Source organism: Streptomyces sp. AN091965 (assembly GCF_022698285.1).
In the GTDB taxonomy this organism is placed as follows: Bacteria; Actinomycetota; Actinomycetes; order Streptomycetales; family Streptomycetaceae; genus Streptomyces.
Genome location: NZ_JALDMY010000001.1, coordinates 143,321 through 163,589 on the forward strand (window position 1 = coordinate 143,321; position 20,269 = coordinate 163,589).

Here is a 20,269-nt window from a genome sequence, read left to right on the forward strand (position 1 = left end):
AAGTGGCCGCTTCCGGCGACACCGCACAGCTCCCCGGCCGGCTGTGCGAGCGGTACGTGGACCTGTTGCCGGTGGACGGGGCGTCGATCTCACTGGCGGAAACGACTGGGGCAGGGCCATGTGGTACGCCAGTGACCCGGTGGCGGCCCGGCTCGCCGAAGCCCAGTTCTCGCTGGGGGACGGGCCCTGCCAGGAAGCACTCGGCTCCTTCGCGCCGGTGTTCGCCTCTGACCTCTCACAGGGCACGGACCTGCGGCGCTGGCCGGTCTTCGCGCACATGGCCACCGGTCTGGGCGTGCACGCGCTCTTCTCGCTCCCGCTGGGCAACGGCGGCGTGGCTTTCGGCACGCTCGACCTGTACCGCAAGCGGGCGGGAACGCTGTCACCCGATGACACCCGCACCGCCCTGATGGCGGCGGACGCCGTCGCCTTCTCCGTGCTGACCGTGGCCAACGGCGCGGCCGATGCGGACCCCGAAGGAGTAGCGTCGTGGGTGGAGGCCGCCGAAGCGGACCGCGACGAAGTCCATCAGGCCGTGGGAATGGTCATGGTCCAGCTGGGAGTCGACCCCCAGCAGGCCCTGGACCGGCTGCGCGCTCACGCCTTCCGCGACGGCAGCACGGTGACCGACGTGGCCCGCGACGTTGTCGCGCGACGGCTGCGCCTGACACGGTACGACAGTCAGGAGCCTGAGGAACGGGGCCCGAAAGGCGGATGCGATCAAGGAAGTGGCGGAGCATGAACCGTGAGCTGGAAGTGGCCCAGGCGTTCGTCTCCCTGACCGACGTCCTCGCCGAGACCACCGACCCCCTGGTCCTGTTGAGCCGCCTGTGCGAGCACAACGTCCACTTGGTGGGCGCCGACGCGGCAGGCGTCATGATGGCCACCGCGCGCGGTCGGCTGCGCACCATGGCCGCCTCCGACAACCGCACCGCCATGCTCGAACTCCTCCAGGCACAAAGCGGCGAGGGCCCATGCCTGGAGTGCTACGACCACGGTGAAGCGGTCATCGCCGACGACCTCACCGCTAGCCAGGACCGCTGGCCCACACTGGTCGGCACCGCCCAGGCGATGGGCTTCCGCTCGGCCTACGCCCTGCCCCTGCGAGCCCACGAGCACACTCTGGGCTCGCTGAACCTGCTCAGCACCACGGCCCACGGCCTGCGCCCGCACGACCTGGCACTGGCCCAGGCCTTCTGCGACGTCGTCGGCGTCGCCCTGGTCCACTGGCGGTCCGAACCGCCCCGCCCGAGCGACCTGACCACCCGCACGGAAGCCGCCCTCTCCGCCAAGACCCTGCTGGAGTCGGCCAAGGGCATGCTCGCCGAACACGCCGCCATCCACCCGTCCCAGGCCCACCACGCCCTCCTCAGCTACGCGCAGCGGCACGGCCTGCCCCCAGCCAAGTCGCCCATCAACTCGTCCACCGCACCCTGCCCCTGCGCACGGTGATCAGCTCCCCACCGACGCCCGAACCCGGCCGTCCCTTCCCGACGCGGCGGCAGTAGAAACACCTGCTCGGGGGTGGCCCGCGTTCACCCGGGGAAGCGTCCCGACGAACGCAAGGCCCAGCGTCGTTCGGCGTAGGCCAGGTCGTCGCGCCACAGGCGGCCCGCCGTGTAGCGGATCAGCGGGCGCAGCAGCGGGGCGGCCCGGCGGGCCGCGGTGAAGCCGGGCCGGTCGGACGTGGCCATGACGGCCTCCACCACGGCGGTGCGCGGCCTGCCCGAGGGGTCGGGGGCCAGGGGCGTGGCGTGGGTCTCCACGACGGAACCCCTGCCCTCCCCCTCGGTGATGCGCATGACGACGGTGCGCGGCCCCGGGGCGGTGAACACCGCGCGGACGGGGACGACGAGCCGTCCGGCGACCTTGAAGGAGACGTCGACCGCGAAGGCGTCCTCCTCGTCGTGCGGGCCCGGGGTGCCCACGACGGTGAGGTCGACGAAGGAATAAGGGTGGAACCAGGCCCCGTGCCAGGGGTCGAGGCGGTTGGCGACCACGTCGTCCGGCTCGCAGATGCCGAACCCCGTGTACACGGCCGTCAGCGCGGCAGTAGCGGCGGGGCGGGCCGGTACCGGGGGCCGAGCGGTCGGCTCCTCGCCTCCGGCCGCATCGAGGCGCACCCAGAGGAGCACCCCGTCGTCGTGGGCGGGCCACGGTTCCCAGCCCGCGAACGGCTCGCCGCCCAGGGCGAGTCCGTGCCAGTGACAAACCAAGGTGCCACAGCGCACCGGGCTGTCGCCCAGGGGCGCCCCCAGATGCGGGCAGACGCCGGGCCCGGCGACAAGACGGCCTTCCGCGTTGCGCCACAGCACCACTTCGTGGCCTGCGACGGTACGGGCCAGGGGCCGGTCGGCGCGCAGATCACGGCAGGCGCCGACGGCGTACCAGTTGCCGCTGGGACGGGCCTGGGCCCGCTTGAGCGCGTCGGCGATCAGCGCAGGCCGGGCCTCACGCCAGGTAGGACGCTGGCGCTCCCAAGGGACGGGGGCCCGGCGCAGGCGCAGGGGCAGGCGTCCGCGCCGGGGCGGCTGGGCGGGTGTCACGCGGACTCCTTCGGGCGGGAGGGTGCGGGGCGGTCCCCGGCGGGAGCAGACACGGGCCCGCGCCGGGCGGCGAAGCGGGCCGCAGCGACCCGCAGCAGGCCATCAGCCGCGACGAGCGCGCGACGTCGCCGGGGCACCACCGCTCGGCGGTGCAGCACCGTCCAGCCGTCGGCGGCGACGGCGTCGAGGATGCCTCCGTACAGCACGAGCGCCGTACGGATGCAGGGCCGTGCGACGGGAGCGAGCAGCGGCACGCCTGGCGCCGCGCGGCGGTAGACGGCACGGGTGAGGGACTCGAACTCGCGCAGGGCAGCGGTGACGCGGTGGTCGGTACGGCCGCCGTCCCGGCAATGGCGCAGCAGTTCCCGGTCGGCGCCGTGTGCGGCGAGCAGGTCGAGGGGGAGGTAGACGCGGCCTCGGTCGAGGTCCTCCCCCACGTCCCGCAGGAAGTTGGTGAGCTGGAAGGCGACTCCCAGTTCGGCCGCGTAGGGTGCCGCTTCCTCGCGCGGGACCACGGCACCGAGGACCGGCAGCATCTGCAGGCCGATGACCGCGGCGGAGCCGTGCATGTAGGCGCGCAGGTCGTCGTAGCAGGCGTACTCGGTGACGGTCAGGTCGCTGCGCATGGCGGTGAGGAAGTCGGTGAAGTGGCGGTGGTCGATGGCATAGCGGCGGCTGGTGTCGGCGAGGGCGGCGACCACCGGCGCGGTGGCCCGTCCGTCAGCGAGGCCGTGGTGGAGGTCCTCGCTCAGCCGGTCGAGGGCGGCGGTCCGCCGGGCCGTGTCGCCGCCGGTGCCGGGGGCGCGGTCGCCGTCGGGTGCGTCGACGATGTCGTCGGCCCAGCGTGCGAAGCCGTACAGGGCGTGGACGGCGGGGCGGCGTTCGGGGGGCAGCAGGCGGGTGGCGAGGAAGTAGGTGCGGCCGTGGCGGGCGTTCAGCTCGCGGCAGTGGGTGTAGGCGGCGCGCAGACGGCGGTCGGTGATGCGGGCGGCGTCCAGTTCGCGGGCGGTCACGGGCGTGCTTCCGTGGTGCGGCGGCCGGCGGCGGCGCGGGCGCCGGTGACGCGGGCGGCGGCGAGCTTTCCGGACAGCAGCACGGGCGGCACCCCGACGCCCGGCGTGGTGCCGCAGCCCGCGAGCACGGCGTTGGCGGTGCCGCGCACCAGGTTGCGGGGGCGGAACGGGCCTGTCTGGGCGAAGGTGTGCGCGGCGGAGAAGGGCGTGCCCGCGGCGTGTCCCTGGCCTGTCCAGTCGGCGGGGGTCACGAGGCACTCCTGCTCGATGGAGGACGCGATGCCGGTGAGGCCGCGGCGGTCGAGTTCGCGCAGCAGGCTGTCGCGGTAGCGCGGCGCCAGGCCGGTCCAGTCGGTGGCGCCGGGCCCGATCGCGGTGTTGGGGCAGGGCGCGAGGACGTAGTGGAGGTGGCGGCCCGGCGGCGCGAGGGCGGGGTCCGTGGCGGTGGGACGGGTGATCAGCAGGGAGGGGTCGCTCATCAGCTCGCCGGTGCGGGTGAGTTCGTGGAAGGTGCGCTTCCAGGCGTGACCGAACGACAGGGTGTGGTGGGCCAGTTCGGGCCAGGTCCGGTCGCAGCCGGCGTGCAGGACCACCGCCGACGGCGCGTGCCGCAGGCGGGCCGGGCGGCGCGGGGTGCGTCCCAGCAGGCGGTAGGCGATCGGCAGGTCGGGGGTGAGGACGACGGCGTCGCAGGCGATGCGCTGGTCGTCGGTGACCACCGCGGTGACGCGTTCGCCCGTGCGTTCCAGGCGGGTGACCCGCTGCCCGTAGTGGAACCGCGCCCCGGCTCCGGCCGCGGCGTCGGCCATCGCGCGGGGCAGGGCGTGCATGCCGCCGCGCGGGAAGTACACCCCGGCGACGGTGTCCATGTAGGCGATCACCGCGTAGGCGGCCAGAGCCCGCTCGGGCGGAACGCCCGCGTACAGGGCCTGGAAGGAGAAGACGCGGCGCAGCCGTTCGTCGCGCAGGTGGCGGGCGATGCGCGCCTGCCAGCGGCCGAAGCCGCCGAGGGCCGCGAGCCGGACCAGGTCGGGGGTGAGCAGCTGGAGCGGCGAGTCGAAGTCGGCGTCGAGGAAGCGGCCGCGCTGGGCCCGGTAGAGCTGCCGCAGCCAGCGGCGCAGCCGGCGGTAGCCCGCCGCGTCGGCGGGCCCGGCGAACCGCTCGATCTCCGCCTCCATCGCGTCCGCGTCGGTGTGCACGTCCAGCGTGCTGCCGTCGGCGAAGCGGGCCCGGTAGGCGGGGTGCAGCGGGATCAGGTCGACGCGGTCGCGCAGCGAGGTGCCGACCGCGGCGAACGCCTCGTCGGCGATGTCCGGCATGGTGAGGACGGTGGGCCCGGTGTCGATCAGGTAGCCGCCGAGCGCCCGGCGTCCGGCCCGGCCGCCGGGCCGCGGGTCGCGTTCCACGACGGTGACGCGGCGGCCCGCGCCCAGCAGGTGCAGGGTGGCGGACAGCCCGGCGAGGCCCGCGCCGACCACCACCACGTGATCGGTCGGCCCTGTGATGCTCCTGGTCATCGCTGTGCCTGCGTTCCCGGGGCGGTCAGGGCCGCGGCGAGTGGCGGGCCGCCGCCCTCGGGCATCTGGCCGGGCGTGCCGGTGACCTCGGCGAGCACGTCGCGCAGCCGGGCCGCCGCGCGCGGCTCCAGGGCGGCTTCGCCCAGGTGGCTCAGGCACTGCGCGGAGAGCCGGGTGACCTTCGCCGTCACCAGGTCGCGCGCGCCGGTGGAGACGAGGACGTCCCGTACCACGGCGAGCTCGCTGCCGGGGAGGTCCGCGCGGCCCACCGCGCGCTCCAGCACGCCGAGCGCGGAGCGGTCGTCGGCGCTCGTGGCGAGCGCCCGGGCCGCGGCCAGCAGATAGGTGGGCTTGCCCTCGCGCACGTCCCCGCCGGAGGGCTTGCCGGTGACTTCGGGGTCGGCGAAGAGGTCGTCCAGGTCGTCCCGCAGTTGGAAGGCCAGCCCCGCGCAGCGTCCGGCGCGGCACAGCGCGAGCGTGGTGGCGTCGTCGGCTCCGGCGAGCACGGCGCCCAGCTCCAGCGGCCGCTCGACCGTGTACAGGGCGCTCTTGAGGCAGGCGGAGCGGACCGCCCGGTCGAGGGTGTGGGCGGAGGTGGCCTGGCCCTGCACATCGAGGTACTGTCCGGCCACCATTTCCGTGCGCAGGGTGCGCCACACCTCGTTGAGCCTGCGCCCGGTCCCGGACGGAAGGCCGGAATCGAGCACCAGGTCGGCCAGCACGTCGTCGGCCCAGGCCAGCGCGAGGTCCCCGGCGAGCACGGCGGCCGATCCGCCGAGCCTGCTCGCGGCGGACCGAGGCGCGCTGCCGGCGTACTGACGGGTCACGTCGGCGTGCAGGGCGGGGTCGCCCCTGCGGGTGGATGCCTGGTCCATCAGATCGTCGTGGACCAGGGCGCAGGTCTGGATCAGTTCGAGCGCGGCCGCCGTCCGCAGCGCCGCGCGCGTCCGGGCGGCGTCCGCTCCGCCACCGCAGGCGCGCAGGGACCACCACACGAGGCGGGCGCGGATGCGGCGCCCGCCGCTTTGGGTGAAGCGGGCGACCCGCTCGGCGATGTCCTGGGCGAACACCGTGTCCAGGCCGCGGCAGCGGGCCAGGCGGTCGGCGAGCAGCCGCTCCAGCTCCCGACCGACGGCACCCGGCACGTCGTCGTCGACCGCGCGCACGTCGCCCGTCCGGTCGGCCTCGGGCGTCCGGCCCGCACGGTCACCCGCCCCGGGGCGGGCCCGGGCCGCGTCCCCCGTGCCCCGAGGGCTGTGCGGCGGGTCCGCCGTGAGCCGGCCGGTCGCCTGGGTAGAGCACATCGCGGATCCTCTCGCAGGTCGGGACGGGCGGGCCTGATGTCCCGCGCCCCACACGTCTCGCGTACGTCGTGCCGTTCGTGCTGTTCCTTCCTCGCGACACATTCCGCGCGGAAGGGCTGCGCGGATGCGCTGTTCGGTGGACATCTCGCCGCGGCGGGTACCCCTGGCCACGACACCGTCCCGGCTGCATCCGCAGGGAGCGCCGGGCGAGAAGACTGATCGGAACACCCGGTCGGGGAAGGAAGCAGACGTGGATGTGGACGTGGACGCCGACGTCGCCGTCGTGGGTGCCGGAGCAGCCGGCCTGTCGCTCGCGCTGCGGCTGGCCCGGCCACCGCTGGGCGCGCGCCGGGTGACGGCGGTGCTCCTCGCCGCGCCGCCGGGCCCGTTCCGCACCGTGCGACGCACCTGGTGCTACTGGGAGTCCGGGCCCGGGCCGTACGACGAGGCGGTGACGGCGTCCTGGCAGCGGCTGCGCGTGCGCTCCGGGGGCGGCCGGACGGTGGACGCCGCCATCGCGCCGCTGCGCTACAAGATGCTGGACTCCGAGGCCTTCGAGGCGCTGGCCGGGCGGGTGCTGTCCCACAGTTCTTGCGTGACGCGCGAGGAGGCCCTCGTGGAGCGGGTCGAGTCCGTGCCGGGCGGCGCCGTGGCGCACGCCCACCGGGCCGACGGCACCCGGGTGCGGGTGCGGGCCCGCTGGGTCTTCGACTCCCGGCCGCCCCCACGCCTGCCGCCCGCGCGCACGACGCTGCTGCAGCACTTCCGCGGCTGGTTCGTCCGCACCCGCGCGCCGCAGTTCGACCCCGCCGCGGTGGAGCTGATGGACTTCCGCACTCCGCAGCCCCCGCACGGCCTGTCGTTCGGGTACGTCCTGCCGACCGGCCCGTGCGAGGCGCTGGTGGAGTACACGGAGTTCTCCCGCGGCCCGCTCGGCCGTGACGCCTACGACCGCGCGCTGCGGCACTACCTCACCGAGGTGCTCGGCGCCGGCGCGTACGAGATCACCGCGACCGAGCAGGGCGTGATCCCGATGACGGACGGGGACTTCCCCCGGCGCACCTCAGCGCGCGTGTTCCGCGTCGGAGCGGCGGCGGGAGCGACCAGGCCCGCGACCGGGTACACCTTCAGCGCCGTGCAACGCCAGACCCTCGCCGTGGCCGCCGCGCTGCACGCCGGACGCCACCCCCTGCCGCCGCGGGCCCACTCCGCCCGCTCCCGGCTCATGGACTCCGTGCTCCTGCACGCGCTCGACCACGGCCGCGTGGACGGCCCGGCCTTCTTCACCCGCCTGTTCTCACGCGTGCCCGCGCCCCGCCTGCTGCGCTTCCTGGACGGACGCACCAGCCTGCCGGAGGACCTGTCCATCGGCCTGCACGTGCCCGTCACCGCGATGCTCGGCTCCGCGCTCGCCCTGCCCTTCACACCGCGCCGCGGTCACCCCGCGAGCTGATGACCCCGTACCCGAGAACCCGACGATCCGTTACGGAGATGGCATGACCGTGCTGCGCGACGCCGACCTTGCAGCCGCGTTCGACCACGCCTCCCTCAGCTACGACTCGCTGGTGGCGGTCAACCCCGGCTACCACTCCCAACTGCGCCGCTCCGTGCGGCGGCTCGGGCTGCCACGGGCCGGGGCGGGGCTGAGAGTGCTGGACCTCGGCTGCGGCACGGGCGCCTCGACCGCGGCCCTGGCCGCGGAGCTTCCCGGCGCGGACCTCACCGCCGTCGACGCCTCGGCCGGCATGCTGCGGCGCGCCGCCCGCCGACGCTTCCACCGCCCCGTGCGGTTCGTGCACGCGCCGGTGGAGCGCCTGGCCAAGGCCGACGTACACGGCCCGTTCGACGCGGTGTTCGCCGCCTACCTGCTGCGCAACACGGCCGCCCCGGACTCCGTGCTCGCCTCCGCCCTCGGCCTGCTCGCCCCGCACGGCCGCCTGGCGGTGCACGAGTACGCGCTGAGCGGACGAGCGGCCCACCGGGCGGTGTGGACCGCGGTGTGCGGCACGGTCATCCTGCCGGTCGCCACGCTGCTCGGCGACGGTCCGCTCTACCGGCACCTGTGGCGCAGCGTCGTCACCTTCGACACGGCCGGACAACTCGCGGAACGCGTACGGCGGGCCGGGTTCGAGCACGTGCGCGTGCTGCCCCTGCCGGGCTGGCAGACGGGCATCACCCACACCCTCGTCGCCCGCCGCCCGGCGGCCGGCACCGAAGGGGCGGCCCGATGAGCGGAGGCACCCACCACCGACCGGCCCGTCCGGGCCGCGACCGGCGGGCGCGGCTGCTGCCCGCCCCGCCCGGCGCCCCGCGCGCCGGGCGGGACGCGGCGCCGCGCGCGGCGGTCGTCGGCGGCGGCATCGCCGGTCTCACCGCGGCCACCGCCCTTGCCGAACGCGGGGTGCGCGTCACGCTGTACGAACGCGAGGCGCAGCTCGGCGGCCGGGTCGCCGGGTGGCCCACGCGCCTGGCCGACGGCACGACAGCGACGATGAGCCGCGGCTTCCACGCCTTCTTCCGGCAGTACTACAACCTGCGCGCCCTGCTGCGCCGCACCGACCCCCTCCTGTCCGGCCTCGTCGGTCTGCCCGATTACCCCCTGCGCCACGGCAGCGGCAGGCAGGACGGCTTCCGGCACGTGCCGCGCACCCCACCGCTGAGCGCGCTCGGATTCGTGGCCCTGAGCGAGTCCTTCACCCCGCGCGACCTGACGCGGATGCGACCGCGGGCGGCCCTGCCCCTGCTCGACGTGCGCGTGCCCGAGGTGTACGAACGGCTCGACCTCGTCAGCGCCCACGACTTCCTGGAAGCGATCAACTTCCCGGCCGCGGCCCGGCATCTGGCCTTCGAGGTGTTTTCCCGCAGCTTCTTCGCCGACCCCCGCGAGCTGTCGGCCGCGGAGATGGCGCTGATGTTCCACGTGTACTTCCTCGGCTCGTCCGAGGGCCTGCTGTTCGACGTGCCCGGGGAACCGTTCCCGCAGGCCCTGTGGGACCCGGTCGCCGAGCGCCTCGGACGGCTGTGCGCACGTGTGCTCACCGGCACCGCGGTGCACGGGGTGTCGGCCCTGCCCGCGGGCGGCTTCACGGTGAGCGCCGCGAGCGGCGAGGAGCCGTACGACGCTGTGGTGCTCGCCCTCGACCCGGCGGGCCTGCGCTCGGTGGTGTCCCGTTCCGAGAGCCTTGGGGACGAGCGGTGGCGCGAGCGGGTGGCCCGGCTGCGCACCGCGCCGCCCTTCCTGGTGTCGCGCCTGTGGCTCGACGGCCCCGTGCGCGCCGACCGGCCCGGCTTCCTCGGCACCAGCGGATTCGGGCCGCTGGACAACGTCAGCGTGCTCGACCGCTGGGAGGGCGAGGCCGCGCGCTGGGCCGCCCGCACCGGCGGCTCTGTCGTGGAGCTGCACGCCTACGCGCTGCCCGAACACGCCGACCGGGCCACGACGCAGAAGGAGCTCCAGAGCGAACTGCACCGCCTCTACCCGGAGACGAGCCGGTACCGGGTGGTCGACGCGCGGCACGAGTGGCGGGCCGACTGCCCGCTGTTCCCCCTCGGCGGCCACGCCGAGCGGCCGGGCGTGGGCACACCCACGCCCGGCCTGGTCGTCGCGGGCGACGCGGTCCGCACCGGCCTGCCCGTCGCCCTGATGGAGCGGGCGGCCACCAGCGGCTTCCTCGCCGCCAACACCCTGCTGCGGCGCTGGGGGCTGCGGGGGCACGCCCTGTGGACCGTGCCCGATCGCGGCCGCAACGCCGTCCTGCGGTGGGCGGCCGGGCGGGTGGGGCGGTGAGCGCGCGGGCCCCCGGTCAGCGCGCTCACCGGTCCGCTTGTCCCCCCGGGGCCGAGCGGGCCGCTGTCCCGGAAGTCCGTGGCCCGCTCCAGGCCGGGGAGCCGACGGCGGGCCACGCGCAGGACGAGGGGCGGCAGCACCGCGCGCGCCGGCTGCGCGAGGCGGAGCCAGGCGGGTACGTACACGGCGGTGCGGCGGCGCTCCACGGCCCGCACGATGCGTGCGGCGGCCGTGTCGGCGGTCGAGGCCCGGCGGGCGGGCCACGGCATCCCGGCCCGCAGCCCGCGCAGGGGCCCGTGCTCCTCGCTCGATCCGGTCGGCCATCACCTCCCGCTCCTTGGTGTCCCACGCGCCGGTGACGCCTTCCTCGGCGGCGTCACCGCGCACCTCGTGGGGCACGTGGGTGTGGGCCCAGGCCGACTCGGTGCCACGCGGGGATCGCGACGGGTCGGCGGTGCTCATCTGGCCGAACAGCAGGAAAGGGCGGTCCGGCACCAGCCTCATGGCGATCTGCGCGGCGAAGCGGGTGAGTTCGTCGACGCCGTCGGCCAGGTGGACGGGTCCCGGCGCCGGACGCCTGCTCGGCCTGCCAGGGCACGGGCCCGTCGAGTGCCCAGTCCACCTTGAAGGTCGCGAAGTCCCACTGGAAGCGGCGCAGGTCAGCGAGGAGCTGGCCGGGCAGGTGCTCCGCTTCGACGAGGTCGCCGTACAGCGCGGGCACGGACACGTCCGCGAGCACCGCCCGGCGGGCGGCCACCCGGTCCCCGGCGGCGGTGCGCACCCCGACCGCCCGCCCATCCCGCACGACGACGCGTTCCACCCGCTGGCCGCAGTGCACACGTCCGCCACAGGCGTTGAGCCGCTGGACCAGCGCGCGTCAGGACGCCCGCGCCGCCGACCGGTACGGGGAGACCGTGGCTCTGGCCGAGCATCGACATCAGCCAGCCGAAGCCGCCGCTTCCCGCCGCCTCCGGTGCGAGGTCGGCGTGCAACGCGTTGCCGGCCAGGAGAAGACGTCCGCCCTCTCCACGGAACTCCTCCTCCCCCAGGCGGCGCACCGGGAGGAGCATCGAGCGCGCCATGCGCAGGCCGCCTCCCGCGCGCAGCCGCAGGGCCAGCTTCGACGCGGCACGCACCGGCGGAAGCTGAAGAGGGCGTTGACGGACGGGGTCGACGCCCCGGTCATGGCGCACCGCGCCTCCCGGGTCGGGCCGCGCCTCCAGCACCCCCACGCTCCACCCGGCGTCGGCGAGGAGGTTGGCGGCCACGAGCCCGTTGGGCCCGGCGCCGATCACCACGGCGTCAGGCATGGTCCGGCCCGCTCCCGCCGCCCGCCACGGCCGCGGCCTGCGGCGAGCCGCCGTCGACACGTGCGCTCCGCCCGCCGTCCTCGCACAGCCGGGCGAGGCGGCCGAGCATCGCGCGGTGGCGCAGCTGGATCAGGGCCTCGAACCCGGCGTTGTGCAGCCACCCTCCCGCGCCCCGCAGCGGGTGCTCGTCGAGGCTCACCAGGCAGTGTTCGCCCCAGGCACGCAGGTCGACAGCGATACGGGCCGTGCCGAGCGGCCCGGCGTGCGCCTCCAGCTCCAGCGTGGAGCCCTCCCGGCACCGACGTACCACTGTTTCGTTGGCCAGCCGCAGCGGTCCCAGCCGGATCTCGTAGGCGATGGCCGCGTCCTCCCTCGGCCACCGGCCGCGCACCGGACGGGACTCGGCCGTGCCCACGACCCACTCCGCATACTGGTTGCCGTCCGCGAGCACGGCCCACACCTCGGTCGGCGGCTTCCTGATCAGACGGTGGCGCACAGCCACGACTACCTCCCACGGTCGCGCCCGCTCCCGGGCACCGCCCCGGGTGCCCCCGCTCCAGGGGGTCAACCACCGTGTGCCGACACGTGGTTCGTCCCCGGGCAGGGGCTTTGTCCTGATGCTGTTCCGTCGGGCCCTGCGATCCGCTGCCGCCGCGCGTGCGACGGCCGTCCGGGGTACGCGTAACGCGTCCACCCGCACCCCGTCCCTCAGGAGATGATCCGCGATGAACAGCGACCGGGCCCGCCCCGCCCCCACCGCTGGTCAACCGGGCCGGTCGCGGGCGGTGTGCGCGCTGATCGGCGTGGCCGTGATGGCCGCCGTCGACGAGATCGTCTTCCATCAGCTCCTGCACTGGCACCACTTCTACGACCGCTCCGCCCTCGGCATCGGCCTGCTGTCCGACGGCCTGCTGCACACCGCCGAACTCCTCGCCCTGGTCGCCGGGTTCGTCCTGTACGCGGACCTGCGCCGCCGCCGTGCCCTGGCTCCCGCCCACGCCTGGGCAGGCTTCTTCCTCGGCCTCGGCGCCTTCCAGCTGTTCGACGGCGTCATCGACCACAAGCTGTTGCGCCTGCACCAGATCCGCTACGGCCACGACGTCACGCCCTACGACTGGGCGTGGAACACCGCCGGGGCCGCCCTGCTCCTGGTCGGCGTCGCGCTGACCGTGCGCGCCGGGCGCCGCACCCGCAACGGGTCGGCCGCGCAGTGATCGTGGCCCACACCGGCCCGGGCCACGGCGGCACCGGCGCCTTCGGACCGGTCGCAGCCACCCTCGCGCTGCTGACCGCGTTCGCCTACCTGCTGGCCGCCGCCCGGCTGCGCCGCCGCGGCGACGCCTGGCCCCGCCACCGGGACGCGTCCTTCGCCGCCGGTAGCACTGCGCTGGCCTACGCGCTGACCGGGCCCCTGCCCGGCGGGCCGTTCACCGCCCACATGAGCCAACACCTCACCCTCGCCATGGCCGCACCCCTGCTGCTGGTCCTCGCCCGCCCCTTCACCCTGGCCCTGCGCACCCTGCCACCCGGACCGGCCCGCCGCGCTCTGCTGGCCACAGCCCGCTCCCGGCTTGTCACCTGGCTGCTCTTCCCGCCCCTGACCGCCGTCTGGGACCTCGGCGGCCTCTGGCTCCTCCACCGCACCGGCCTGCTGGCCACCAGCCACCACCAGCCGCTGCTCAACGCGGCGATCTATGTGCACGTGCTGGTCGCCGGGTCGCTGTTCACCTTCACCGTCTGCCAACTCGATCCGGTACGCCACCGCTGGAGCCCGGCCTGGCGCGGCACGACGGTCCTGGCCGCCGGATGGGCCCACGCCGTCCTCGCCAAGAGCCTCTACACCGCACCCCCACCCGGCACGACGTTCACCCCCACCGATCTGCACACCGCGTCCCAACTGATGTACTACGGCGGCGACCTCGCCGAGATCGCCCTCGCCACCGTCCTCGCCACCCAGTGGTACGCCACCACCGGCCGGACCTACCGGCGGACACCAAGGGTCACGCTGCCGGACACGACAACCGGGCAGCGGGCTGCCGCAGCCCTCCGGAACCGACCAGGTGGCTCGCAGCCTGGATGGCTGACGTCCGGTCGGCTGCAGGGCGGGGCTCCACAGCGTGGCCGATGAGTTTATGGTGCTCGGCCGGCCCAAGCTCGTGACACGTCGGGGGCTCCTTGAGCGAGGAGGAGAACACCACCTTGGACGCTTGCGTGGGGCCAACTCCACACTCGTCCGCGACGACGCCGTCGAGGCCGTCCGAGCCATGAAGTCCAGCGGCTCAGGACTCCTCAGCACGATCGGCAGCCTCAGCCTGTGCCGGTCCCTGCTACGGGCCGGACTCGTCGACCGCTTCCGGGTCGTGATGTTCCCCGTGATCACCGGGGCCACGGGCGAAGAACGCATCTACGACGGCTATCCGGACGTCGCCCTGGACATGACCGAGCACCGCACCTTCGACGACCGCATCCAACTGGTCGAGTACAAGCCCCGCGTACTCGACCACCCACCGCTCAGCGCCCCTGCGTGACGACACCGCGCCCGTCGGGCTCGTCGCTTTCCTCCGCTTCCCTGAGCGCGAGTACGGCACCTACGTCTCGACGGGTCATCGTTGGCTACCCGGAAGCGGCATTGACCGCGTCAGCCTGCTCGTCCTGCGTTCGGTTCGCGTGACGCCGCAGGTGACGTCCACTACCGCGGTGATCCGGGAACGCTCCAGGCGCTGCTGGCAGCCGGAGCCGACCCCGAGCGGTGCAACGCGAAGGGCGTGAGCCCGCGCGCCCTTCCCTGCGTACCGTGGTTGCAAGCTGGCCAGGCGCTGGTCAGGGATGGCGAACGCGGACCCGCCCACGCCGAAGCCGTGATCAGCATCTCGGTGCGGTTCACAACCTGTACGGCAGGAAGTCCAGGGACATGCACCGGCTCTCCCGGGCAAGGGATCCGTGCCGCAGTGGTCGGGTGGGTGCCGTGAGGCTCCCGGTGCGAATCCGTGATTGTGCGCCTCCGATGTGCATTCTCGCACCGGTGCGTGCGCCGGTGCGATGGGCGGGCGTGCGGCTATCTAAAGAGTGCGGGGCTCGGGCACCGGTGTGCCGTACCGCATCCGGGGCGCCAGCAGGCCTCTTCCGGCGCAGGGTGGTGGAGATGGCAACAGAGGGACAGGCAGTGGCACTGCGAGGCGGCTGGCCGGATCTTGCGGGGCCGTACCGGCTGCCGGAGTACGCGGCTGGGGATGCGTCACGGGTGGTGATGGCCTTCTACGGGAGGCATCAGCGGTGTGCGCCCACGGACGGGAGCGGGCCGGTGGAGGGGCGGCCGCTGCCGGTGTTCCCGTTCACCTCCAGCATGGCGATCGCTGGATGAGGGGTGGGTCATGTCGGCGTCGAGTGCGGAACCGATCGCGATCATCGGCATGGGGTGCCGGCTGCCGGGCGGAGTGGGCTCGCCCGCTGGTCTATGGGACTTGGTGGCCGGTGGGCGGGAAACGGTGGGGCCGGTTCCGGCCGGCCGGTGGGATGCGGCGCGGTTGACGGAGTATCAGCACCCCGATGGTGTGGATCGGTTCAAGGTGGGGTGTTTCGTCGACGGTGACCCGTGGTCGTGGGATCCGGAGGCGTTTTCGGTGGCTCCGGTGGAGGCGCCGTGGATCGATCCGCAGTTCCGGATGCTGATGGAGGTGTCGTGGGAGGCGGTGGAGCACGCCGGTCTCCCGATCGACCGGGTGCGGGGGTCGTGTACGGGTGTGTACATGGGGGTGTACTCGCCGGACAACATCTGGCGGGAGGCCAGGCCGGTCCAGGAGGCGCTGGATCCCCTGTACCTGTTCGGGAACTTCCATGCCGGTGCCGCCGGCCGGGTCGCGTTCGGTCTGGATCTTCGTGGTCCGGTCATGGTGGTCGGGACACACTGTTCGTCCGGCCTGGTCGCGGTCGACGTAGCATGCACACAGTTGGCCTCCGGCGACTGCGAACTGGCCCTGGCCGGCGCGGTGATGCTGATGATCTCGCCGGAGACCCACCACCTGGAAGCACCGTACTTGTTGTCCCAGCGGGGGCATTGCCACGCGTTCGACGACCGCGCCGACGGCTACGTGCGCGGGGAGGGCGCGGGGACGCTGGTACTGAAGCGGCTGGCCGACGCACAGCGCGACGGTGATCGGGTGCTGGCGGTGATCCGCGGGTCGGGAACGAACAACGACGGCAGGTCCGGCCGGTTGACCGCCCCGTCCACGGTGTTGCAGCAGGAACTGTTCCAGCGGGTGGTGGCGCGCGCCGATGTCGACCCCGGTGCGGTGGGCCTGGTGGAGACCCACGGCCCGGGCACCGCGGTGGGCGATCCGGTGGAGTTCGAGTCGCTGGACGCGGTGTACGGGGTCGGCCGAGGCGCCTGCGCGTTGGGTTCGGTCAAGACCAACATCGGGCACACCGAGCCGGTCTCGGGCATCGCCGGGACGATCAAGGCCGTGCAGGCGTTGCGGCACGATGCGATTCCGCCGAACCTGAACTTCCGGACCTGGAACCGGCAGATCACCCGCCGCGAGAACTCCCGGTTGTTCGTGCCCACCGCGCTGCGGGAGTGGCCGGTCGCACAGGGGCCTCGGTTGGCGGCGGTGTCCTCGTACGGACTGGTCGGCACCAACGCGCACCTCGTGCTGGAGCAGGCGCCCACCCGCAACGGCCCTTCGCGGCGTTCGTCGGCCGCTGTGCCCGGCGCCAAGGCCCCCGCCTCAGGAGCGGGCCCGCACGTGTACCTGCTGTCGGCGGGCTCGCCGGAAACCCTGGCGCGCAACGCGACCGGCCTCGCCGACTGGCTCGCCCACGACACCGCGGGCCGGGCGACGCCCCTGGCCGACCTCGCCCACACGCTGAACACGCGCCGGTGGCACGCGACGCACCGCGTCGGACTGATCGCCGCGGACCGGGCCGGGGCCGTCCGGGCCGCGCGGGCCTTGGGAGACGGGCTGGAGAGCGACGCGGTGGTGTCGGGTGCCGTCCTGCTGCCCGACGGGCACCCGGGTCCGGTGTTCGTCTACACCGGACAGGGATCGCAGTGGCCGGGCATGTGCCAGGGCCTGCTGGACGCCGAACCGGCGTTCCGCCGGACGATCGACGAACTGGAACCGTTGGTACAGGCCGAGAGCGGGTTCTCGCTCCGGTCGATGCTCCGCGATCCCGCACGGCTGAGCGGGATCGCGCGGGTGCAGCCCACGCTGTTCGCCGTCCAGCTCGCGCTGACCGAACTGTGGCGATCCTGGGGAGTGCGTCCGGCCGGTGTCATCGGACACTCGATGGGCGAGGTGGCGGCGGCCGTGGTCGCCGGGGCGCTGGCTCCGGCCGATGCCGCCGCGGTGATCTGCCGACGGTCGGCGTTGATGAGCACGATCACCGGTGGCGCCATGGCCTCGGTGCGGCTGGGAGCCGACGAGGTCGCCACCGATCTCGACCGCGCCCAGGCCGACCGGGTGTCCATCGCGGTGCTCGCGGCACCGAAGGCCACCGTGGTGTCCGGCGCCCCGGCACAGATAGCCGGCCTGGTGCGGGAGTGGACGGCTCGCGGCGTCCTGACCAAGATGATCGACGTCGACGTGGCGTCGCACTCCGCACACGTCGACCCCGTCCTCGACCAGCTGCACACCACCCTCGCCGGGCTCGCCCCTGGACACCCTCGGTTGCCGTTCTACTCCACAGTCTCCGACGACGCCCGCGACCCGGGCCCGCTCGACGCCCGGTACTGGGTGGACAATCTCCGACGTCCCGTCCGGTTCGCCGCCGCCTGCGCCGCGGCCCTGGACGCGGGGCACCGCCTGCTGATCGAGAGCTCGCCGCACCCACTCGCGGTGAGCGCGATCACCGACACCACCCATGACCTCGGCATCGAGGACGCCGTCGCGTTGGGCACCTTGCGCCGCGGCGCCCCCGACCACCACGCTTTCCTGACCCATCTGCTGAGTGCGCACTGTGCCGGTGCCGACGTCGACTGGTCGTGCCGCTATCGGGACGGAGCGCTGGCGGAGCTCCCGCCCACCACGTGGCGCCGGATCCGGCACGGCGGCACGGAGCCGCCCTACCAGCTCGTCGCGCCAGGTCTGGTCGGGGCCCATCAGCATCCCTTGCTCGGCGGGTACGTGCGGGATCCGGACAGTCCGGGGCGGCACCTCTGGCAGACCCCGATCAGTCCGGCCCGTGTGCCCTGGCTGGCCGATCACCAAGTCGCCGGTGTCCCGGTGCTGTCGGGGACCGCGATCGCCGACATGATGCTCACCGCCGCCACGCGCGTCTTCGACACACAGCACGTCGCACTGGCTGGTCTCAGCCTGAACACGCCCCTGGTGCTCGCACCGGAACCGACCGTCACCACGCGCCTCACACCCACCACCGGCGACCGCGAACACGAGTACGAGTACGAGTACGAGGCGATCGTACTGGCCGGGAACCAGAGCGGTCCGGTGGCGCATGCCCGCGCCACGGTACGCGCGCTGCCCACCCGGCCGGTGGCCGAGCTCAGCACGCCGGCCGAGAACGACACCCACTGGCAGGACGTGGTGCCCGCGGAACTGTACCGGCGGTTCGAGCAACGCCACGGCGTGCGGCACGGCACAGCGTTCGCCGCGACCGAACGCCTACGGCTGCACGAGGACAACACCCGGGCGATCGGCACCATCCGCATCCCCGACGCGGCGCGCGTGTCCGCCTGGACGATGACGGCCCACCCCGCGTTGATCGACGCGATGGTGCAGAGCGCCGCGGCGATCTGGCTGCTGCGCCATGACACCGAGCCGGGACCGGTGATGGTCGCGGGCATCGGCGACGTCCGTGTCCACGGCCGGGTCGGCCACACCCGCCTCGCCCATGTCACGATGACCGCCAGCAGCCGCCTGGAGTTCACCGCGAACGCGGTGCTGACCACCATGGACGGCCTGGTCACCGCTGAGATCGACGACCTGCGCCTGGTGAACATCACCTCGCCCGAGCAGCGCTTCCGGCAACGGGCCGCCCACCAGGCGTGGGAGCCGGTCCTCCCCGCGCGAGACACCAGCAGCGCGGCCACCCGTACCCGATGGCTGGTCGTGGCCGAGCCGGACGCCGACTGGGGCCGAGCCCTCGCCGGAGCCCTGGGCGAGGGCACCCGACTGTTCGCCCACCCCCTCACCGCCGCCGACACCTTCACCGGCCAGCTCGCCGCACAGCTGCGCCACCGCGAGGGCGACGGTTCAACGGCCGACCGCGACGGCGTAGTGATCGCTGTGGCCGACCCCGGCAAGGGGCTCGACGGGACCCCGCCGACGCATGCCCGCTCTCTCCTCATCCGCGCGGCCGCGGTCCTGGCCCGGCTCACGACGCTCTCCCCGCCGCCACGCCTGTGGATCGCACTGCGCACCGTCGCCAACGGCCCGTCACCAGCCGCCGCAGGCCTGTCGGGATTGGTCCGCAGCGCCGTCTACGAATGCCCGCACCTGGCCCCCAGCATGATCCGCACCGACGGCAGTGTCGAGACCGCCGACATCGCCCACGACCTGCGCACCGCTTCCGAAGCACCCACGGAGATCGCTTGGATCCGGGGCGAGCGCCACCTGGCCCGGCTCCGACTGGGCCTGCCCGCACCCGCGTCAGCCGGGGCCAAGGACATGCCGGTGCGACCGGACGGCGCCTACCTGGTCACCGGCGGCGTCGGGGCACTGGGACTGACCGCGGCCCAGTGGCTGGCCGCACACCACGCCGGACATGCGGTCATCTGCGGCTGGAACGCCCCCTCCCCCAAGGTCCGAGCCGTCCTGGACCGCATCCGTGAGGGTGGCACCGGTGTGTCCGTCGTCGTCGGTGACCTCGCCGACCCCGACACCGCCCGCCGTGCGCTCACCGCCACCGGCCGGTATCCGCTGCGCGGCATCATCCACTCCGCGGGCGTGGTGGACGACGCCACCCTGACCACCCTGACCCCCGAACTGATCACCAGGGTGTGGCGCGGCAAGGTCGACGGAGCCTGGGCACTGCACGAGGCCCTCCAACGCCACGCCACTCCCCTGGACTTCTGGGTCAACTACTCCTCCTGCGCGGCGCTGCTGGGCTCTCCCGGACAAGCCGCCTACGCCGCGGCCAACACCTGGCTGGACGAGTTCAGCGCGTGGCGCCGCGCCCAGGCACTGCCGGCGGCCACCGTCCAGTGGGGCGCGTGGAGCGACATCGGGCGCGGTCGGCACATGGCCGAGCGCGGCCTGGGCCTGATCAGCCCCGCCGACGGCATCGACGCGCTGGAACGCACTGTGATCGCCGGATACGGCCAGATCGCCTACGCCCCGGTGGACCTCGATCGCTGGCTCGAGCCCTATCCCCACGCGGCGGCCAGCACCCTGTTCAGCGACGTCGTCGAGACCGCCGGTCCCGACGGCGACGGTCGCGTGGTGGCGCCGCTGCTGGCCGCCACCGACGTCCACCAGCGGCGCGGCATCCTCGAACGCCACATCATCGACTGTGTCCGGAAGGTCATGGGCGGCACCACCCGCCACATCACGGCGTCCACCAGCCTGGTCATCCTCGGCATGGACTCCCTCGGTGCCGTCCAACTCCAGAACCACCTCGGCCGCACCCTCGGCATCGTGCTCGATCCCGGCGTCGTCTGGGTCCGCCCCACCCCCGCCGCGCTCGCCGACTGGATCGACCAGCGCATGGGCCACACCGGCACCGAAGCCGACGACGGCCGCTCGGAACGGGTGTCTCCATGACGGAAAGGGATGCGCCGCGATGCTTCTCGAGCTCACCCGCATCACGTCACCACCGGCCTGCGGCGACCAGGAGGT

14 protein-coding genes and 2 pseudogenes are annotated in these 20,269 nt (G+C 74.1%); 10 read left to right on the forward strand and 6 right to left on the reverse strand.

Annotated elements, in window-relative coordinates; all coding sequences use genetic code 11:
• Positions 1–118: 118 nt before the first annotated feature.
• Both MQV74_RS00640 and MQV74_RS00645 read left to right on the forward strand, forming a co-directional pair.
• Positions 119–742 carry a GAF and ANTAR domain-containing protein gene (locus MQV74_RS00640; RefSeq protein ID WP_242714025.1) on the forward strand — a complete coding sequence of 208 codons (624 nt, stop codon included), beginning with the start codon at positions 119–121 and terminating at the stop codon, positions 740–742.
• Entirely contained in the window at positions 739–1,452 is a 714-nt protein-coding gene (locus MQV74_RS00645; protein ID WP_242714026.1) for a GAF domain-containing protein, read from the forward strand. The genes MQV74_RS00640 and MQV74_RS00645 overlap by 4 nt, the downstream gene beginning before the upstream one ends.
• Positions 1,453–1,535: 83 nt before the next feature.
• On the opposite strand, the gene MQV74_RS00650 is transcribed toward MQV74_RS00645, so the two are convergent.
• The 4 genes from MQV74_RS00650 to MQV74_RS00665 are packed head-to-tail and all read right to left on the reverse strand — an operon-like array spanning position 1,536 to position 6,380.
• Complete coding sequence (locus MQV74_RS00650; RefSeq protein ID WP_242714027.1) at positions 1,536–2,546, reverse strand: DUF5914 domain-containing protein; 1,011 nt, start codon at positions 2,544–2,546, stop codon at positions 1,536–1,538.
• Entirely contained in the window at positions 2,543–3,559 is a 1,017-nt protein-coding gene (locus MQV74_RS00655; protein ID WP_242714028.1) for a phytoene/squalene synthase family protein, read from the reverse strand. Before MQV74_RS00655 ends, MQV74_RS00650 begins: the two co-directional genes overlap by 4 nt.
• Positions 3,556–5,076 (reverse strand): phytoene desaturase family protein, encoded by a 1,521-nt coding sequence (gene crtI / locus MQV74_RS00660; RefSeq protein WP_242714029.1) that lies wholly within the window; start codon positions 5,074–5,076, stop codon positions 3,556–3,558. The genes MQV74_RS00655 and crtI overlap by 4 nt, the downstream gene beginning before the upstream one ends.
• On the reverse strand, positions 5,073–6,380 hold the full coding sequence (locus MQV74_RS00665) for a polyprenyl synthetase family protein (protein ID WP_242714030.1): 1,308 nt from the start codon (positions 6,378–6,380) through the stop codon (positions 5,073–5,075). The genes crtI and MQV74_RS00665 overlap by 4 nt, the downstream gene beginning before the upstream one ends.
• A 256-nt stretch (positions 6,381–6,636) precedes the next feature.
• Here MQV74_RS00665 and MQV74_RS00670 point away from each other — a divergent pair, with 256 nt between their 5' ends.
• From MQV74_RS00670 to MQV74_RS00680, 3 genes are read left to right on the forward strand one after another with little or no spacing between them, the layout of a single operon-like run.
• The gene (locus MQV74_RS00670; protein WP_242728465.1) at positions 6,637–7,833 is read left to right on the forward strand and encodes a lycopene cyclase family protein; all 1,197 of its coding nucleotides are present in this window, start codon (positions 6,637–6,639) and stop codon (positions 7,831–7,833) included.
• A 43-nt stretch (positions 7,834–7,876) separates the two neighbouring features.
• Positions 7,877–8,611 carry a class I SAM-dependent methyltransferase gene (locus MQV74_RS00675; protein WP_242714031.1) on the forward strand — a complete coding sequence of 245 codons (735 nt, stop codon included), beginning with the start codon at positions 7,877–7,879 and terminating at the stop codon, positions 8,609–8,611.
• Positions 8,608–10,167 (forward strand): FAD-dependent oxidoreductase, encoded by a 1,560-nt coding sequence (locus tag MQV74_RS00680; RefSeq protein ID WP_242714032.1) that lies wholly within the window; start codon positions 8,608–8,610, stop codon positions 10,165–10,167. Before MQV74_RS00675 ends, MQV74_RS00680 begins: the two co-directional genes overlap by 4 nt.
• Before the next feature lie 51 nt (positions 10,168–10,218).
• On the opposite strand, the pseudogene MQV74_RS40640 reads toward MQV74_RS00680, so the two are convergent.
• Positions 10,219–11,477, reverse strand: a pseudogene (locus MQV74_RS40640) (phytoene desaturase family protein); the annotation flags it as partial.
• A complete protein-coding gene (locus MQV74_RS00690) occupies positions 11,470–11,979 on the reverse strand; it encodes an SRPBCC family protein (protein WP_242714033.1) in 510 nt (169 codons plus the stop codon). The pseudogene MQV74_RS40640 and the gene MQV74_RS00690, both read right to left, overlap by 8 nt.
• A gap of 223 nt (positions 11,980–12,202) precedes the next feature.
• Between MQV74_RS00690 and MQV74_RS00695 the strand changes: the two genes are divergently transcribed.
• The 5 genes and pseudogenes from MQV74_RS00695 (at position 12,203) to MQV74_RS00710 (ending at position 20,194) form a co-directional block, all read left to right on the forward strand.
• Entirely contained in the window at positions 12,203–12,691 is a 489-nt protein-coding gene (locus MQV74_RS00695; protein WP_242714034.1) for a DUF2243 domain-containing protein, read from the forward strand.
• A gap of 2 nt (positions 12,692–12,693) precedes the next feature.
• The gene (locus MQV74_RS00700) at positions 12,694–13,605 is read left to right on the forward strand and encodes a cytochrome c oxidase assembly protein (protein ID WP_242714035.1); all 912 of its coding nucleotides are present in this window, start codon (positions 12,694–12,696) and stop codon (positions 13,603–13,605) included.
• Positions 13,606–13,693: 88 nt separating this feature from the next.
• Positions 13,694–14,005, forward strand: a pseudogene (locus MQV74_RS00705) (dihydrofolate reductase family protein); the annotation flags it as partial.
• Between the two features lie 614 nt (positions 14,006–14,619).
• Positions 14,620–14,838: a DUF5988 family protein gene (locus MQV74_RS41285; RefSeq protein ID WP_374120562.1), complete on the forward strand. Its 219-nt coding sequence runs from the start codon at positions 14,620–14,622 to the stop codon at positions 14,836–14,838.
• Positions 14,839–14,848: 10 nt separating this feature from the next.
• A complete protein-coding gene (locus tag MQV74_RS00710) occupies positions 14,849–20,194 on the forward strand; it encodes a type I polyketide synthase (RefSeq protein WP_278194057.1) in 5,346 nt (1,781 codons plus the stop codon).
• Positions 20,195–20,269: the final 75 nt, after the last annotated feature.

Coding starts and splice junctions, on each gene's coding strand:
- MQV74_RS00640 (WP_242714025.1), top strand. CDS start 119: ATGTGGTACGCCAGTGACCCGGTGGCGGCCCGGCTCGCCGAAGCCCAG.
- MQV74_RS00645 (WP_242714026.1), top strand. CDS start 739: ATGAACCGTGAGCTGGAAGTGGCCCAGGCGTTCGTCTCCCTGACCGAC.
- crtI (WP_242714029.1), bottom strand. CDS start 5,076: ATGACCAGGAGCATCACAGGGCCGACCGATCACGTGGTGGTGGTCGGC.
- MQV74_RS00665 (WP_242714030.1), bottom strand. CDS start 6,380: ATGTGCTCTACCCAGGCGACCGGCCGGCTCACGGCGGACCCGCCGCAC.
- MQV74_RS00675 (WP_242714031.1), top strand. CDS start 7,877: ATGACCGTGCTGCGCGACGCCGACCTTGCAGCCGCGTTCGACCACGCC.
- MQV74_RS00680 (WP_242714032.1), top strand. CDS start 8,608: ATGAGCGGAGGCACCCACCACCGACCGGCCCGTCCGGGCCGCGACCGG.
- MQV74_RS00695 (WP_242714034.1), top strand. CDS start 12,203: ATGAACAGCGACCGGGCCCGCCCCGCCCCCACCGCTGGTCAACCGGGC.
- MQV74_RS41285 (WP_374120562.1), top strand. CDS start 14,620: ATGGCAACAGAGGGACAGGCAGTGGCACTGCGAGGCGGCTGGCCGGAT.
- MQV74_RS00710 (WP_278194057.1), top strand. CDS start 14,849: ATGTCGGCGTCGAGTGCGGAACCGATCGCGATCATCGGCATGGGGTGC.